The organism is Salipiger sp. CCB-MM3 (genome assembly GCF_001687105.1).
Lineage (GTDB): Bacteria > Pseudomonadota > Alphaproteobacteria > Rhodobacterales > Rhodobacteraceae > Salipiger.
Map to the genome: position 1 here is coordinate 155,245 of NZ_CP014599.1, position 15,333 is coordinate 170,577.

General features: G+C 67.1%; 16 protein-coding genes. 7 read left to right on the forward strand and 9 right to left on the reverse strand.

Features of this window, described 5'->3' with window-relative positions; genetic code table 11:
- The first annotated feature begins 22 nt into the window (after positions 1–22).
- The 6 genes from AYJ57_RS23770 (at position 23) to AYJ57_RS23795 (ending at position 4,951) form a co-directional block, all read left to right on the forward strand.
- Positions 23–988, forward strand: coding sequence for an ABC transporter substrate-binding protein (locus tag AYJ57_RS23770; protein WP_066111763.1), 966 nt, complete (start codon positions 23–25; stop codon positions 986–988).
- Positions 985–1,656, forward strand: coding sequence for an ABC transporter ATP-binding protein (locus AYJ57_RS23775; protein ID WP_083191515.1), 672 nt, complete (start codon positions 985–987; stop codon positions 1,654–1,656). Before AYJ57_RS23770 ends, AYJ57_RS23775 begins: the two co-directional genes overlap by 4 nt.
- A gap of 15 nt (positions 1,657–1,671) precedes the next feature.
- Positions 1,672–2,115: a hypothetical protein gene (locus tag AYJ57_RS23780; RefSeq protein ID WP_066111765.1), complete on the forward strand. Its 444-nt coding sequence runs from the start codon at positions 1,672–1,674 to the stop codon at positions 2,113–2,115.
- Positions 2,116–2,255: 140 nt separating this feature from the next.
- The gene (locus tag AYJ57_RS23785) at positions 2,256–2,540 is read left to right on the forward strand and encodes a helix-turn-helix transcriptional regulator (RefSeq protein WP_066111767.1); all 285 of its coding nucleotides are present in this window, start codon (positions 2,256–2,258) and stop codon (positions 2,538–2,540) included.
- Entirely contained in the window at positions 2,540–3,877 is a 1,338-nt protein-coding gene (locus tag AYJ57_RS23790) for a HipA domain-containing protein (RefSeq protein WP_066111769.1), read from the forward strand. Before AYJ57_RS23785 ends, AYJ57_RS23790 begins: the two co-directional genes overlap by 1 nt.
- A 99-nt stretch (positions 3,878–3,976) precedes the next feature.
- Positions 3,977–4,951 carry a class 1 fructose-bisphosphatase gene (locus AYJ57_RS23795; RefSeq protein WP_066111771.1) on the forward strand — a complete coding sequence of 325 codons (975 nt, stop codon included), beginning with the start codon at positions 3,977–3,979 and terminating at the stop codon, positions 4,949–4,951.
- A 26-nt stretch (positions 4,952–4,977) separates the two neighbouring features.
- Here AYJ57_RS23795 and AYJ57_RS23800 read toward each other — a convergent pair whose 3' ends face one another.
- Positions 4,978–6,438, reverse strand: coding sequence for an MDR family MFS transporter (locus tag AYJ57_RS23800; RefSeq protein WP_066111773.1), 1,461 nt, complete (start codon positions 6,436–6,438; stop codon positions 4,978–4,980).
- Between the two features lie 402 nt (positions 6,439–6,840).
- Between AYJ57_RS23800 and AYJ57_RS23805 the strand changes: the two genes are divergently transcribed.
- Positions 6,841–8,274: an aminotransferase class V-fold PLP-dependent enzyme gene (locus AYJ57_RS23805; RefSeq protein WP_066111775.1), complete on the forward strand. Its 1,434-nt coding sequence runs from the start codon at positions 6,841–6,843 to the stop codon at positions 8,272–8,274.
- A 233-nt stretch (positions 8,275–8,507) separates the two neighbouring features.
- Here AYJ57_RS23805 and AYJ57_RS23810 read toward each other — a convergent pair whose 3' ends face one another.
- From AYJ57_RS23810 to AYJ57_RS23845, 8 genes are all read right to left on the reverse strand, one after another.
- On the reverse strand, positions 8,508–8,969 hold the full coding sequence (locus tag AYJ57_RS23810) for an Lrp/AsnC family transcriptional regulator (RefSeq protein WP_066111777.1): 462 nt from the start codon (positions 8,967–8,969) through the stop codon (positions 8,508–8,510).
- Positions 8,970–9,031: 62 nt separating this feature from the next.
- Positions 9,032–9,976 (reverse strand): LysR family transcriptional regulator, encoded by a 945-nt coding sequence (locus AYJ57_RS23815; RefSeq protein ID WP_066111779.1) that lies wholly within the window; start codon positions 9,974–9,976, stop codon positions 9,032–9,034.
- Entirely contained in the window at positions 9,973–10,626 is a 654-nt protein-coding gene (locus AYJ57_RS23820) for an aspartate/glutamate racemase family protein (protein WP_066111781.1), read from the reverse strand. Before AYJ57_RS23820 ends, AYJ57_RS23815 begins: the two co-directional genes overlap by 4 nt.
- A complete protein-coding gene (hydA, locus tag AYJ57_RS23825; protein ID WP_066111783.1) occupies positions 10,626–12,080 on the reverse strand; it encodes a dihydropyrimidinase in 1,455 nt (484 codons plus the stop codon). The genes AYJ57_RS23820 and hydA overlap by 1 nt, the downstream gene beginning before the upstream one ends.
- Before the next feature lie 121 nt (positions 12,081–12,201).
- Positions 12,202–13,128, reverse strand: coding sequence for an N-carbamoyl-D-amino-acid hydrolase (locus tag AYJ57_RS23830; RefSeq protein WP_066111785.1), 927 nt, complete (start codon positions 13,126–13,128; stop codon positions 12,202–12,204).
- Between the two features lie 22 nt (positions 13,129–13,150).
- The gene (locus tag AYJ57_RS23835; RefSeq protein WP_066111787.1) at positions 13,151–13,819 is read right to left on the reverse strand and encodes an amino acid ABC transporter permease; all 669 of its coding nucleotides are present in this window, start codon (positions 13,817–13,819) and stop codon (positions 13,151–13,153) included.
- Positions 13,820–13,829: 10 nt separating this feature from the next.
- Positions 13,830–14,498, reverse strand: coding sequence for an amino acid ABC transporter permease (locus tag AYJ57_RS23840; RefSeq protein ID WP_066111790.1), 669 nt, complete (start codon positions 14,496–14,498; stop codon positions 13,830–13,832).
- The gene (locus AYJ57_RS23845) at positions 14,495–15,235 is read right to left on the reverse strand and encodes an amino acid ABC transporter ATP-binding protein (protein ID WP_066111793.1); all 741 of its coding nucleotides are present in this window, start codon (positions 15,233–15,235) and stop codon (positions 14,495–14,497) included. Before AYJ57_RS23845 ends, AYJ57_RS23840 begins: the two co-directional genes overlap by 4 nt.
- Between the last annotated feature and the right edge of the window lie 98 nt (positions 15,236–15,333).

Here is a 15,333-nt window from a genome sequence, read left to right on the forward strand (position 1 = left end):
CGAAGTGAGGGGAGGAGAGACGATGAAGAGATTTCTGACCGTACTGGCGCTGGGATGCGTGACCGCCTTCGGTGCCGCTGCGCAGGAATTGCCGGTGATCCGCGCCGCCGTGCTGAAGATCGGCACGGTCAATTGGGAGCTGTCGACGATCACCGAGCAGGGGCTCGACGAGAAGCACGGCTTCCGGCTTGAAATGGTGCCCTATGCCGACAATGGCGCCACGCGCCTCGCGGTGGAGGGCGGCGAGGCCGATATGGCGGTGGCCGATTGGATCTGGGTCGCCCGCCAGCGCGCCGCGGGCAAGGATTATGTGGTCGTGCCCTATTCGCGCGCCGTCGGCGGGCTGGTGGTGCCCGAGGGCTCGGATGTGGAAACGCTCGCCGACCTCGAAGGTGGCAAGATCGGCATCGCCGGGGGGCCGCTCGACAAGTCTTGGCTGATCCTGCGTGCCTTCGCGCAGCAGGAATACGGCATGGACCTCGCCGCGCAGACCGAGCAGGTCTATGGCGCGCCGCCGCTGGTGTTCAAATCGGGCCTCTCGGGGGATTACGCCGGGGCGATCAACTTCTGGCACTTCCTCGCCAAGATGAAAGCGGCGGGCATGCGCGAGCTGATCTCGGTCGAGACGGCGGCAGAGGCGCTGGGGCTCGATCCGGACGTGCCGCTGCTGGGGTATTACTTCAAGGAGGAGTTTCTGGCGCAGCACGAGGGTCTGGCGCAGGCCTTCTACGAGGCCAGCCGCGACGCCAAACAGATGCTGTCGGACGATCCCGCCGCATGGGAGGCGGTCCGCCCGCAGATGAACGCGCAAAGCGACGCGCAGTTCGATCAGCTGCGCAGCGATTGGATCGCCGGTGTGCCCGCGCGCGGTGCGGTGGATGCCGAGGCCGCGGGCAAGCTGCTGGCGCTGATGTCGCAGCTTGGCGGCGAGGAACTGGTCGGTCAGGCGGATCGCGTGCCGGACGGCCTCTTCGCGGCGGTGCAATGAGCCTGCGCTGCGCGCCCGAGGAGCGCCGCGTGGTGCCCTTGCATCCCAAGCTTTCGGAGCCTGCCGCCGTGCGCGTGGATATCCGCTCCAAACGCTTCGGCAGCGCCGAGGTGCTGCGCAACCTCGGCTTCACCGTGGCGCGCGGCGAGACGGTGGCGCTGGTCGGGCCTTCGGGCATCGGCAAGTCCACCGTGCTGCGCATCGTCGCCGGGCTCGATCCTTATTTCGAGGGCGAGATCACCCGCCCCGCCGAAATGGCGATGGTGTTTCAGGAGCCGGTGCTGCTGCCGTGGCGCAGCGCGCTGCAGAACCTCACGCTGGTGCATCCCGAGCTCGCCGAAAAGGACGCCCGCGCCGCGCTCGACCGGGTCGGCCTCGAAGGGCGATATGATGCCTTTCCGCGCAGCCTGTCGCTTGGCCAGCAGCGCCGTCTGGCGCTGGCGCGCGCCTTTGCCGGGCAGCCCGCTCTGCTGATCATGGATGAGCCCTTCGTCTCGCTCGATCCCGATCTGGCCGAGGCGATGCTGCAGCTGACCGAGACGCTGATCGCCGAGCAGCGCCCGGCCACCATCCTCGTCACCCATGCGCGGACCGAGGCAGACCGCCTCGCGGACCGCGTGCTCGAACTCAAGGGCCAGCCCGCGACGCTGGGCCCGCATCTCATCTGAAGGAGACAGTCGATCATGAAGAGCTTTGTCATTGCCGCGGCGCTGAGCCTTACGGCCCTGAGCTTTGGGGCGCTGCCCGCCGCCGCGCATGAATACGGCTTTGCCGGGATCCTCTCGAACAGCAATTCCGAGGAGATGCCCGAGATCACCCTGTCGGTGGGAAAGCCGCTGGCCGAGGGGCCGATCACGCTCAAGTCGGGGATGATGTACGAGCTGGAGATCGAGGCCGATGGCACCGGCGAGCTGGGGCTGGAGGGGCCGGGCTTCTTCCGTGCGATCTGGGTCAATGAGGTGGTGATCAACGGGCTCGAGATCCGGCCCTATGGCCTCGAGAGCGTCGAGTTCGACGAGGCGGGTGAGATGGAGATCGAGTTCCTCGCGATCAAGCCCGGTCAGTACTACCTGAAGATCCCCGGCTCCACCGGCGAAAGCCAGCGCGTCGAGATCACCATCCAATAGGGCGCGCGTTTACGCTGTAGCGTATATTTACCATATATATCCTACAGCACATAAATACCAAAAATACACCCCAGAGCATATTGGATAAATATACACTCTGATGTATGCTCGGGCGGTCCTCACGCCGCCCGGAGCCCGTCATGCCCCAGTCCCTCACCCCGATCCGCGACGCCCACGGCTTTGGCGCGGCGATCCGCGCGGCGCGCAATGCCCGCGGCTGGACGCAGGCGGAACTGGGCCGACGGGCGGGGCTCGTCACCCATCACGTCTCGAAGATCGAGACCGGCGACACCGACCCCAAGCTGAGCACCGTTCTGGCGCTGCTCGCGGCGCTGGAACTGGACGCGCTGCTGGCGCCGCGCGCGCTTGACGATCCCGCCGCCGAACTGGCGCGCCAGCCGCGGCGGATCGAGGATCTGTTCTGATGGGCCGCAAACCGCTGCGGCGCGGGCTCGATGTGCATATGAACGGGCGCCGCGTCGGGCTTTATTCCAAGGCGCCCGACGGCGCGGTGAGCTTCACCTATGATCCGCAGTGGACCCAAGAGGTCGGGCTGCAAATCTCCCGCGCCCTGCCGCTGCGCGACGGCGCGCAGCGCGGCCCGCAGGTGATCGCGGTGTTCGAGAACCTGCTGCCCGACAGCCCCGATCTGCGCCGCCTCATCGCCGAGCGCACCGGGGCGGCGGGCACAGACCCGCATGCGCTGCTGGCCGCCATCGGGCGCGACTGCGTCGGCGCGCTGCAGTTCCTGCCCGAGGGCACGCCGCCGGGCGATGCCTTTGCCCTGAACGCCGTGCCGCAGACCGAGACCGAGATCGCGGCGGCGCTCTCGGGGCTGGGGCGCGCGCCGCTGGGGCTGGGCCGGGACGAGGCCTTCCGCATCTCGCTGGCCGGGGCGCAGGAAAAGACCGCCTACCTGCGGCAGGGCGGCGCGTGGTGCCGTCCTGAGGGGCTGACCCCCACCAGCCATATCTTCAAGCGGCCCATGGGGGCGCTGCAGCAGGGCATCGACATGTCCGACAGCGTCGAGAACGAGTTTTTGTGCATGCGGCTGGCGGGCGCGCTGGGGTTCGACGTGCCGCGGGTCGAGATGGCGCGCTTCGGCGCCGAGCGGGCGCTGGTGGTGGCGCGTTTCGACCGGCTCTGGCAGGGCGATTGGAACGCGGGGCAGGGGCGCTACCTGCGCTTGCCGCAAGAGGATTTCCTGCAAGCGCTGGGGCTGCCCTCGACTTTGAAGTACCAGAGCGACGGCGGGCCGACGGCGGGCGATTGCTACCGGCTGCTGGCTGGGGCGCAGGATCCGCGCGGCGATCAGAAGCTGTTTCTCAAGGCGCAGCTGTTCTTCTGGATGATCGGCGCCACCGATGGCCACGCCAAGAACTTCAGCCTGTTCCACGAGCCGCGCGGCTACCGGTTGACGCCGCTTTACGACATCCTCAGCGCGGCCCCGGCCCATGCGGCGGGGGCGCTGCGCAACGCGCAGTATCAGATGGCGATGTCGGCGGGGCGCAGCCGCAAGTACCGCATGGATCAGCTGCACCCGCGGCACTTCGTGCAAAGCGCCGTGGACGCCGGATGCCCCGAGTTCTTTGCCCGCGAGGCGCTGGCCGAACTGGCGCAGCGCGCCGCGCCTGCGCTCCGCGAGATCACCCCGCTGGCCGCTTCGCTGCCCCGCCATGTGGCGGGCCCGATCCTAGCGCGGGCGCAGGACTGCGCCCGGCTGCTGGTCAGCGCCGCGCAGAACGATGTGCCGCTGGCCTGACCCTTACACGCAGCAGAGCCTGTTCCTTTTCCCGCTTCGGCGCTACATCACTGAAGCGTGTGCAGAATTGGCACACGGATTGCCACAGGACGACCCCAGATGCTGACCCTCCCCACCGACCATTGCACCACCGGCGACGCGCTGCACGACCGCCTACCCGACGACGGCGCGGGCCGCATCGTGCGCCATATCGCCGATGCGCTGCTGCCTATCGCCGACCGGCTGGCGGCGGGACTGCTGCCCGGCAACCCGGCGCAGATCGTCGGCGACAACGAAAGCGGCGACGCGCAGAAGGCGCTGGACGTGGGCGCGCATGAGCACATGCTGAAGGCGCTTCAGGGCTGCAACATCCGCCACGTGCTGTCGGAAGAGGCCGAAGAGGTGGTCACGCTGGATCCTTCGGGCGATTACGATCTGGCCATCGACCCGATCGACGGCTCGGGGTCGATCGGCATCTGCGCGCTGCTGGGGATGCTCTTCGTCATCTACCCGGCGGGCGACGGCAGCTTCCGCCGCGCGGGCTCCGAGGCGGTGGCGGCGGGCTATGCCTGCTTTGGCCATTCGGTGGATTTCGCATGGTCGCTGGGCGACGGCGTGCATATCGCCACGCTCGACCGCGCGCTCGGCGATTTCCGCATCGCCTCTGAGAACATCCGGCTGAAGCCGACAACCTCGATGATCGCCTATAACGCCTCGAACGAATACCACTGGGGGCCGGGGCTGCAGGCCTATGCGCAGGATCTGCGGGCGGGCACGGACGGGCCGCGCGGCAAGAGCTTCAACATGCGCTGGCTGGCGGCGGCGGTGGGCGATCTGCACCGCATCATGCTCAAGGGCGGGGCGTTTCTTTATCCGCAGGACAGCCGCAAGGGCTATGAGCAGGGGCGGCTGCGGCTGGCCTATGAGGCGATCCCCATCGCCTTCATGGTCGAGCAGGCGGGTGGTCGCGCCACCGACGGGCGCCGCCGGATCCTCGATCTGGTGGCCGAAACCCCGCATGGCTTCTGCCCGGTGATCTTCGGCTCCACCGAAGAGGTCGAACTGATCGAGGGCTATATCGCGCGCCACGGCTGAGCGCGGCGCGCGGGGGCCGTTGGGCGTCAGGCATCCGGCCGCATGTCGGGCGGGCGCCGGACAAAGAAGCTGGCGCCGATCATCACCAGCGAGATCAGCGCGCCGGTCAGGAACCCGGCCTGCACCCCGGCGGCGGTGGCTTCGGTAAGGCTCGCGCCGCCGGCCATCTCGCTGCCGATGCGGATCGACATGATCGAGACGAAAAGCGCGATCCCCGCCGCGCCCGCCACCTGCTGCACCGTGCCGATCACTGCCGAGCCGTAGGAATAAAGGTCCTTCGGCAGCGAGCCCAGCGAGGAGGTGAAGAGCGGCGTGAAGAGAAGCGCCAGCCCGATGCTGAGGATCACATGGCAGGCCAGCACCTGCCAGACCGCGCTCTGCAGCCCCAGCGTCGCCATCGCTCCCAGTCCCGCGCAGACAAAGACCGCGCCGGGAATGACCAGCTTGCGCGCGCCGACCCGGTCGAAGGTGCGCCCCACGAAGGGCGCCATCAGCCCCATCAAGAGCCCGCCCGGCAGCAGCAGCAGACCAGCCTCCAGCGGCTCCATGCCCAGCACGTTCTGCATGTAGATCGGCAGCAGGATGATCATGCCGAAGAGCGACATCATGCAAAACGCCATCATGATCACCGCGACGGTAAACACCTTCACCCGGAAGGTGCGCAGGTCGAGCAGCGCCCGACCCTGCGGTCCCAGCCGCAGCTGGCGCAGCACGAAGATCACCAGCACCAAAGCGCCGCCCGCCAGCGGCAGCCAGGGCGGCACCGCGCCGCCGCTGCCGTGGCCTTCGCCAAGCGCTGAAAGCCCGTAGACCAGCCCGCCGAAGCTCAGCGCCGAGAGCGGCACCGAGATCAGATCGAGCGGCGCCTTGCGCGGCTCGGTGACATTCTGCAGCCGCGCATATCCCAGTGCCAGCGCCGCCAGCCCGATGGGCAGAACCAGCCAGAACATCCAGCGCCAGTCGAGCACCGCAAGGATCACCCCCGAGATCGTCGGCCCGATCGCCGGGGCCACCGAGATCACGATCGAGATATTGCCCATGGTTTTGCCGCGGCTCTCGGGCGGCACCAGCGTCATCACCGTGGTCATCAGCAGCGGCATCATGATCGCCGTGCCGCAGGCCTGCACGATGCGCCCGGCGATCAGCATGCCCAGCCCCGGTGCCAGCGCGCAGATCAGCGTGCCGGTGCTGAAAAGCCCCATGGCCATCAGGAACACCGTGCGCGTGTTCAGCCGCTGCAGCAGGAAGCCGGTGATCGGGATCACCACGGCCATGGTCAGCAAAAAGGCGGTGGTCAGCCATTGCGCGGCATTGGCGGTGATCCCCAGATCACTCATCAGCCGCGGCAGCGCCACGCCCATGATCGTCTCGTTGAGGATCACGGTGAAGGCCGAGACCAGCAGCAGCAGGATCACCAGACGGTTGCGGGCGGCGTGGTCGGGAGGCGGCGCGGCGGCGGCGCCTTCGGGCTCGGGAGGGCTTTGCATCACTCGTGTCTCTGAAAATCGGGAAGGACCGGCCACGGCGGACGCTGCGGACCCCGCGCCGGTGCCCCGTACCTAGGCCGCCGCCGCGCCCCGCGCAACCCGCGCCGCCCGCCGGGCGCCCCCGGCGCGGATCCCCGCCATCTTCTTCTCTTTTCAAATACGCATATCGGGGCCTGCGCCACATGCGCAGCGATGGGTGGCTTGGAGAGACATTGCAGGATGGCGATATAAAAGAGAATGACATGCTACCGAATGTCAGAAACGGTAAGAGAGGATACTACATATTCACCAAAACGCTGCAAAAAATGGAAACCCGCTTCGGGTCTCGACTGGTAGCCTCTGCGCAGCGCGTCACTGCGCGACCAGCCCTCTCCCAGACCCAAAAGACCAAAGAGACTTCCCATGCCCCTTCCTGATCCCACCGCCCTGCTGTCCTCGTTCCGCGCGTCGCTGCCCGAGGCGCCCCAGATGGGCGGCGATCTGGTGGGCAAGGGCGCGATGATCGACGGGTCGTTCGGGCCCAAGCCTCTGGTCTACGCCGATTACGTGGCTTCGGGGCGGGCGCTGCGGACGCTCGAGATGTTCATGCTCGAGCAGGTGCTGCCCTATTACGCCAACAGCCACACCGAGGCGTCTTTCTGCGGCGGCTATATGACCCGGCTGCGCGCCGCCGCCCGCGCCACGATCGCCGCCCATTGCGGCGCCAGCGCCGAGGCGCATGCGGTGATCTTCGCGGGCAGCGGCGCCACGGCGGGGATCAACCGGCTGGTGCCTCTGCTGGGCGCCGATCAGGGCCGGGTGAAAGTGATCATCGGCCCCTATGAGCATCACTCCAACATCCTGCCGTGGCGCGAGAGCGGCGCGGAGGTGATTGAGCTGCCCGAGGATCCGCGCGGCGGCCCCGATCTTGCGGCGCTGGATGCGGCGCTTGCCGATGCCCCGGCCTACGATCGGGTGATCTGCGCCTTCTCGGCGGCGTCGAATGTCTCGGGGATCATCGCCGATGTGGAAGGGCTGACGGCGCGGGTCAAAGCGGCGGGCGCGCTGATGCTCTGGGATTACGCTGGCGGCGGGCCTTACCTGCCCATGGACATGACGCCCGGAGGCGCCGAGATCGACGCGCTGGTGTTCTCGCCGCATAAGTTCATCGGCGGGCCGGGCGCGTCGGGCGTGCTGGTGCTGCGCCGCGATGCGGTGGTCTCGGACCGGCCCACATGGGTCGGCGGCGGCACCGTGCGCTTCGTGTCCTCCGAAGGGCATGACTATTCCGGCGCGCTGGAAGCGCGGGAAGAGGCGGGCACGCCCAATGTCGTCGGCGACATCCGCGCGGCGCTGGCGGTGATCGTCAAGGAAGAGATCGGCGCGGCCTACATGGCGCAGCGCAATGCCGAGCTTGCCGCCCGCGCCATCGCCGCGTGGCAGGGCGAGCCGGGGATCGAGCTGCTCGGCAACACCGAGCCTGCGCGGATCCCCGTGCTGTCTTTCCGCCTGCGCGATCCGCGCGGTGGCTACATCCACCAGCAATTGGCGACCAAGATGCTGAGCGACCGTTTCGGCATTCAGGCCCGCGGCGGCTGCGCCTGCGCCGGACCCTATGTGCTGCGCCTGCTGGGCTATGATGCACAGAGCGCCGCCGATGTGCGGGACCATATCCTGTCGGGGCATGAGCTGGAAAAGCCGGGTTTCGTGCGGCTCAACCTGTCGGTGCTGATGAGCGAGGCCGAGGTCGACTTCATCCTGCAGAGCGTCGCGACGCTGTCGCGCGATGCGGTGGCTCATGTGGATGGCTATGAGGTCGACGCCGGGAGGGCGATCTTCTCGGCCAGCGCGGCGTAAGATAGATGCGCTGATGCGCCCGGAACCAAGGCGAAGCCGCCGGGCGAGCGGTCGTTCATTGTGGCGCCATCGGTTCAAGCCCGATGGACGACGCCGTTCGGGCGGGCTGGCGCTTTGGCATCCTCGCACGACAGAAGGAAGTCGTGCGGATTTGGCTGGGATAAAGTGCGGACCTCAATCGCCCCGGCGCCATCCCACGGGCCGGCGCTCGCCCGGCTCCCATCCGTCTTGCCTCAGGCGTAGTCCAGCGGCAGTTCGGTGCTCGACTTGATCGTCTCCATGGCGAACATCGACGAGACGTCGTGGATCTCCACCTTGTCGATCAGCCGCTGGTAGACCCGGTCGTAGGTGGCGATGTCCGGCACCACGACGCGCAGCATGTAATCGGTCTCGCCCGCCAGCCGGAAGATGTCGACGATCTCGGGGATACTCTCGGCGGCTTTGACGAAGGCGCGGGCCCATTCGCGGCTGTGCTGGTTGGTGCGGATCGCCATGAACACCGACACGCCGACGTTCAGCTTTTCTTCGTCCAGCAGCACCACGCGGCGTTTGAAATAGCCGCGCTCCTCGAGCTTGCGGATGCGGCGCCAGCAGGGGGTGGTGGTCAGCCCGATCTCAGCGGCGATCTCGGCCACCGCCATCTCGGAGTTGCGCTGCAGAAGGGAGAGTATCTTGCGATCGTAGGAATCGAGCATGGGATTGCGCCTGTTAGGTCGTTTTGCGCAATCCTATCCCGGTCAGCGGCGCATTGGTAGCATCACGCCCGCTGCGGCGGCTCGGCAATCAGCAGATCGCTGTCGGCAAAGGCGGCGCGCAGGTCCGACATGAAGCTGTGCAACAGCCCCGAGTAGGGCACGCCGCGGCGGGTATACATCACCGCTTTCACCTCGCAGGCGGGCAGGAAGGGTTTGCACACCAGCCCGTCGGAGGCATGGGTGGTGGCCGAATAGGGATCGACCACGGTCACCCCGAGATGCTGCGCGGCCAGTGCCGTGGCGGTGGCGCAATAGCGCACCTCGATGCGCGGCGCGTAGGTGGCGCCGACCTGCTCATAGGCCTTGCGCACCAACTGCCCGAGGTTCGAGGCGGTCTCCAGCCCGACCAGCGGCTGATCCTGCAGATCGAGTGCGGTGAGATGCGGCTTGGCGGCGAGCGCGCTGTTCTTGGGCACCAGCGCGACCATATGCGCGCGCTGCAGCACGTCGACATTCACCGCAGGCTGGCGGTCGTGGTCGATGGCGAGGCCAATGTCGGCCTGTCCGCTCTGCACCGCGTCCTTGACCTGTTCGAGCCGCCGCACGTCGAAGGCGACCGAGACGTCGGGGCGCGCATCGAGAAACCGGCGCAATGCGACCGGGGCCACGGAATAGCCAAGCGGCGGGGTGGCGATCACCTTGAGGCGACCGGCCATGCCCAGCTTCATGTCGCGGGCGCGCTGCGAGAAGCCGCGCATCAGGCTGAACACCGGGCGGATCTCGTCGTAGAGGGATTTCGCCTCGGCGGTGGGCTGCAGGCGGCGGCCGGTGCGTTCGAACAGCGTCAGACCCAGCTGCGATTCCAGCTGCCGCAGCCCGGCAGAGACCGCGGGCTGCGAGATGCGCAGCTGTTCCGCGGCCTCGACCGTGGTGGCGCAGCGCATCATCGCGGCAAAGATCTCGAGCAGCCGCAGCGAGACCTCCGGCAGCCCGTCGACGCTGCTCATTCAGGCGCCCCGACCAGACCCAGCGCCATGGCGGCGCCTGCCTGCACCGGGTCGATCACCGCGATGCCAATGTCCCGCTCCAGCTTGGCGCGGATCGGCGCCATGCCAGCGCAGCCCAGCACCACCGCGCCCGCGCCTTTCTCGGCCAGTTCGCGGCCAAGGGTGACGCACATGCCATAGACATCCGGGTCGCGGCCCGAGGCTTCGGCGGAGACGCCGGGCAGGGCCAGTTCAGCGGCGAGGCGGCTTTCAACGCCCATGGCGCGGATCTTCACCCGGTGGCGGGCGACCGAGCCGGGGGCCAGCGCGATGATGCCAAAGAGATCGGCGCGCGCCATGGCGGTAAGAATGCCCGCCTCCTGCACGCCGATCACCGGCTGTTTGACCAGCGTCCGGGTGAGCTCGACGCCCGGGTCCGAGAAACAGGCCGAGACATAGGCCGCCGCATCGGGCCGCGCCTGCGCCGCCTCGGCGAAGCCGAGCCCGGCGCGGGCCACGTCTTCGGCGGTCATGATCGTCGCCGGGGAGGCGGGCAGATCGGTGACCTCGAAAGCCGGGCCCTGCGCGGGGGCGAGATGCGCGATGGCCGCAGCGATGCCCTGCGTCACGCTGGCGGCGGAGTTGGGGTTGATGATCAGAATCGGGCCCATCAGCGCAGCACCGCGCCGAAGTTCTGCGAAGGATCAAGCTCCTTGGCGGTGTAGCCGGGCTTGCCGCGCAGATCGACCGGCTGGCGGGCGACGAAACGGCCCTGACCTTCTTTGGCCTTCAGCTCGCCATGCTCGACGATCACCGCGCCGCGGTTCATCACCACCTCGGGCTTGCCGGTGATCTCCATGCCTTCGAATGGCGTGTAATCCATGTTGTCGTGCTGGTCCGCGGCGGTCACGGTGACGCGCTCTTCGGGGTTCCAGATGGCGATGTCGGCATCCATGCCCGGCGCGATCCGGCCCTTGGTGGCGCAGCCGAAGGTCTTGGCGGCGTTGGTGGACGAGAGCGCCACGAACTGCTCGAGCGTGATGCGGCCCTTCACCACCCCTTCAGAGAAGAGATAGGGCAGGCGCGCGGCGATGCCGGGCATGCCGTTGGCGATCTTCGGATAGGGAATATCCTTGCCGTTCAGGAACTTGCCGGTCTCGTCGAAACGGTAGGGCGCGTGGTCCGAGCTGACGCTTTCGAAGGTGCCCTGCGCGATGTGGTGCCAGAGCGCGTCTTGCGTCTGCGCATCGCGCAGCGGCGGCGAGCAGATGTATTTCGCGCCTTCCATGCCGGGGCGGTCGAGGTCTTGGCGGGTGAGCGCGAGGTACTGCGGGCAGGTTTCGGCGAAGAGCTTGGCACCGTTGAATTTCTCGCGGCGGACGATCTCGGCGCCGCCCTCGGTCGAGACGTGCACGATGAACAGCGGCGCATCCACCAGCTTGGCCAACTGAATGGCGCGGTTGATCGCCTCCTGCTCGGCCAGTTCGGGACGCGAGACGGCGTGATACTTGGGCGCGGTGAGGCCCTTGTCCGCCAGCTGGCGGTTCATCCATTTGACCATGTCGTTGTTCTCGGCATGGACCATCGTGATCGCGCCGTGCTCGCGCGCGACGGTGAGGATGTCGAGCATGCCGCCATCGCCGAGGTTCATCAGGTCATAGGTCATGAAGACCTTGAAGGAGGTGATGCCGCGGGCGAAGGCGCGGGGCAGCTGGTCTTCCAGAACCTCGGGTTTCGGGTCGGAGATGATCAGGTGGTACGAATAGTCGATCACCGAGCGGGCGGCGCGGGCGTCATAGGTGGCAATGACGTCATCGACCGACTGGCCGCGCTGCTGCGCCGCGAAGGGGATGAACGACGAGTTGCCGCCATAGGCCGCCGAGATCGAGCCCGAGAGATAGTCGTCGGCGGTCATCACGCCCGAAGAGCTTTCCTGCGCGATATGGGCATGCGCCTCGATGCCGCCGGGCATGACGATGCGCCCGCCCGCGTCGATCCGGCGCTCGCCCCCGGCGAGGGTTTCGGCCACCGCGACGATGCGGCCATCCTTGATGCCGATGTCGCCCTTGGCCGTGTAATCGGCGGTCGCGATCATGCCGCCGTGGATCACCGTATCGAATTGCATCTGATCTCTCCTTGCGTGCCGCCGCTGGCGGCCTATCCGTCTGTCCCCGCGGGGACGGGCGCCGGGACAGGGCCCCGGCGCACTTGTTGTAATCCGGTTCTCGTCCGGTTTTATTCCGGTCTTATTCCGGCACTTTCACGCCGGTCTGCTCGGCGATCAGCCCGTAGTGCTCGATCCGGCGGTGCGCCGCGAAGTTGAACACCGTGGACTTGCCGAAGTCGCATTTGGCGAAATCCGCCTCATGCACGATCAACTCGTCGCCTTCGCCTTCCGCCTTTGCCACGACGAAGCCATCGGGGTCCACGATGATCGACCCGGCGAACATGTGGTTGCCGTCTTCCATGCCGCATTTGGCCACCGCCACCGCGTAGGTCGAGTTCTGATAGGCACCCGCGCAGACCGAGAGTTCATGGTGGTACATGCGCCGCTCGATGCCTTCCTCGGCCGAGAGGTTGTTCTGGCTGGGGGTGTTGTAGCCGATGGTCACCAGCTGCACGCCCTGCAGGCCCAGCACGCGCCAAGTCTCAGGCCAGCGGCGGTCGTTGCAGATCGCCATGCCCATGACCACGCCTTGGTTCTTGACCACGCCAAAGCCGGTGTCGCCGGGCAGGAAGTAGCGCTTTTCAAGATGCTGGTGGGTGCGCTCGGGCTCGAACTGGGAATGGCCGGGCAGGTGGGTCTTGCGGTACTTCAGCACGATCTCGCCCTCGGGGGAGACGATGATCGAGGTGTTAAAATGCTCGCCTTCCGGCGTCAGCTCGCAGTAGCCGAAGGTGAAGCCCATGCCGTATTCGCGCGCCTTGTCAAAGAGCGGCTGCACGGCGGCGTTGGGCATCTGGCTCTCGAACCAATGGTCGAACTCGGCGCGGTCCTCGACGTAGAAGCGCGGGAAGAAGGTGGTCAGCGTCATCTCGGGGTAGACGAGGTATTTCACACCCTTCTCGTGCGCCTGCTCCATCAGGGCGACCATCCGGGCGACGACCTCTTCACGGGTCTCGTCCTTCTGGATGCCGCCGATCTGGGCGCCGCCGATAATCATCTTCGTCATGGGAGTTTCCTTTCAGGGACGTTCAGTGCACCGCCAGCCCGCGCTGGTACCGAGAGATCAGGCGCACGAGCGGCCAGAGGATCGCGAGGTAGATCAGCGCAGCGAGGATGAGCGGCGAGGAGTTATAGGTGACCGAGCGGGCCATATTGGCCGAGTAGAGCAGCTCGGAAAGGGAGACGACCGAGGCGAGCGATGTGAGCTTCACCACCTCGACGGTGTTCGAAAGCAGGTCGGGCAGCACGTTGCGCACGGCCTGCGGCAGGATCACATAGACCTGCGTCTGAGCCTGACTGAGGCCCGTGGCGCGGGCGGCTTCGGTCTGGCCCTTGGGCACCGACTGGATGCCGGCCCGGAACACCTCGGCGAAATAGGCCGAGTTGTTGAGGAAGAAGGCGATGACCACCGCGAGGAAGGGGCTCAGTTCCAGCCCGGCGAAGGGCAGGCCCGAGTAGACGAAGATCAGCAGCACCAGCGGCGGCACCGCGCGGAAGAGGTCGATGAACCCCACCGAGGGCCATTTCAGCCAGCGCCGCGGCGACAGCGCGCCGAGGGCAAGGAAGAGCCCGCCGATGAGGCCGAGCCCGATGACCACCGCGCAGAGTTTCAGCGTGATGATCAGACCCTTGAGCAGCAGCGGCCATGCCTGACCCATGATGTCGAGGTTGAAGAAGAGGTCGATGAAATTGCTCATGATGCGCCCCTTACACAGACCAAGCGTAGCGCTTCTCGAGGAGGCGCGAGAGGATGACCACCGGCAGGAAGATCGCGAGATAGGCGAGCGCGGCCATGGTCAGCGGCGTGGCCGAGCCCGAGAAGCTCTGTGCCGAGGACGAGACCGCGAGGATTTCCTTCACCCCGATCACCGAGCCGAGCGCGGTCATCTTGGTGATCGCCAGCGCGCGGTTGACCAGCGGCGGGATGCCAAGGCGGATGGCCTGCGGCAGCGCGATCTCGAACAGCGTCTGCGCAAAGCTGAGGCCCGTGGCACGCCCGGCTTCCCATTGGCCCTTGGAGACGGCGGTGAGACCAGCCCAGAAAATCTCTTCGGCGAAAGCGGCGAGCACGCCGCCCAGCACGAGGATCAGAACCATCGGGCCGGAGAGGTTGATGCCGAGGCCGGGCAGGCCGAAGTAGAAGATCAGGATCACGACGAGCGGCGGCAGTGCTCGGCCGATGTCGGCGAAGGCGACGATGGGGACGTTGAGATACCAGCGGCCCAGCGTGCGCAGGCAGGCCAGCGCCAGCCCCAGCAGCAGACCGCCCACCACGATCACAACGCTCAGCCAGAGCGTGGTGACGATGGCCGAGGCGAGGTCCGGCAGGTATTTCGCCATCACCGCGCCGTTGAAGAATGTCTCGATAAATCTCATGCGGCGCTCGTCGGATGCAGGCGGGAGAGGAAGGCGCGCAGCCGGTCGGACTTGGGGTTGCCGAAGATCTCGTCGGGAGTGCCCGCCTCGACCACCACGCCGCCGTCCATGAAGACCACGCGGTCCGCGGCCTCGCGGGCGAAGTCCATCTCGTGGCTGACCACGACCATGGTCATGCCCTCGTCGCGCAGCTGTTTCATCACCTTCAGCACCGAGCCCACCAGTTCGGGATCGAGCGCCGAGGTCGGCTCGTCGAACAGCATGACCTTGGGATCGAGCGCCAGCGCGCGGGCGATGGCGACGCGCTGCTGCTGGCCGCCCGACAGTTCGGTCGGCATGGCGTCGGCCTTATGCGCCAGCCCGACGTGTTCGAGCATCTCCATGGCGCGGGCCTTGGCCTCGGGCTTGGAGCGTTTCAGCGCCTTGACCTGCGCCAGCATGACGTTCGCCAGCACCGATTTGTGCGGGTAGAGGTGGAAACCCTGAAACACCATGCCGATCTTCAGCCGCATCTTGTCGAGCGCGCGTCCGTGGCAGTCGGTGACATGTTCTCCGTCGAGCAGGATGCTGCCCGAGGTCGGCTCTTCGAGCCGGTTGCAGCAGCGCAGCATGGTGGATTTGCCCGACCCCGAGGGGCCGATCACGAAGACCAGTTCGCCCGGTTTCACGCTCAGGTCGATGGAGGTCAGAACCTGCGTGTCGCCGAAGCTCTTCTCGAGCTGATTGATCTCGAGCATCGGTCTTTGGTGGACCTTGGCAGAAGAGGAAGAGGGGGCTGCGTGCATGCGTAAACTTTCGATGAACGGGCGGGACGGCGGGCGCCCCGCCCGGAGAT

What these genes read in the sequence shown, in the direction of transcription:
- AYJ57_RS23770 (WP_066111763.1), top strand. Translation starts at nt 23, where the DNA reads ATGAAGAGATTTCTGACCGTACTGGCGCTGGGATGCGTGACCGCCTTC.
- AYJ57_RS23775 (WP_083191515.1), top strand. Translation starts at nt 985, where the DNA reads ATGAGCCTGCGCTGCGCGCCCGAGGAGCGCCGCGTGGTGCCCTTGCAT.
- AYJ57_RS23780 (WP_066111765.1), top strand. Translation starts at nt 1,672, where the DNA reads ATGAAGAGCTTTGTCATTGCCGCGGCGCTGAGCCTTACGGCCCTGAGC.
- AYJ57_RS23785 (WP_066111767.1), top strand. Translation starts at nt 2,256, where the DNA reads ATGCCCCAGTCCCTCACCCCGATCCGCGACGCCCACGGCTTTGGCGCG.
- AYJ57_RS23790 (WP_066111769.1), top strand. Translation starts at nt 2,540, where the DNA reads ATGGGCCGCAAACCGCTGCGGCGCGGGCTCGATGTGCATATGAACGGG.
- AYJ57_RS23795 (WP_066111771.1), top strand. Translation starts at nt 3,977, where the DNA reads ATGCTGACCCTCCCCACCGACCATTGCACCACCGGCGACGCGCTGCAC.
- AYJ57_RS23800 (WP_066111773.1), bottom strand. Translation starts at nt 6,438, where the DNA reads ATGCAAAGCCCTCCCGAGCCCGAAGGCGCCGCCGCCGCGCCGCCTCCC.
- AYJ57_RS23805 (WP_066111775.1), top strand. Translation starts at nt 6,841, where the DNA reads ATGCCCCTTCCTGATCCCACCGCCCTGCTGTCCTCGTTCCGCGCGTCG.
- AYJ57_RS23810 (WP_066111777.1), bottom strand. Translation starts at nt 8,969, where the DNA reads ATGCTCGATTCCTACGATCGCAAGATACTCTCCCTTCTGCAGCGCAAC.
- AYJ57_RS23815 (WP_066111779.1), bottom strand. Translation starts at nt 9,976, where the DNA reads ATGAGCAGCGTCGACGGGCTGCCGGAGGTCTCGCTGCGGCTGCTCGAG.
- AYJ57_RS23820 (WP_066111781.1), bottom strand. Translation starts at nt 10,626, where the DNA reads ATGGGCCCGATTCTGATCATCAACCCCAACTCCGCCGCCAGCGTGACG.
- hydA (WP_066111783.1), bottom strand. Translation starts at nt 12,080, where the DNA reads ATGCAATTCGATACGGTGATCCACGGCGGCATGATCGCGACCGCCGAT.
- AYJ57_RS23830 (WP_066111785.1), bottom strand. Translation starts at nt 13,128, where the DNA reads ATGACGAAGATGATTATCGGCGGCGCCCAGATCGGCGGCATCCAGAAG.
- AYJ57_RS23835 (WP_066111787.1), bottom strand. Translation starts at nt 13,819, where the DNA reads ATGAGCAATTTCATCGACCTCTTCTTCAACCTCGACATCATGGGTCAG.
- AYJ57_RS23840 (WP_066111790.1), bottom strand. Translation starts at nt 14,498, where the DNA reads ATGAGATTTATCGAGACATTCTTCAACGGCGCGGTGATGGCGAAATAC.
- AYJ57_RS23845 (WP_066111793.1), bottom strand. Translation starts at nt 15,235, where the DNA reads ATGCTCGAGATCAATCAGCTCGAGAAGAGCTTCGGCGACACGCAGGTT.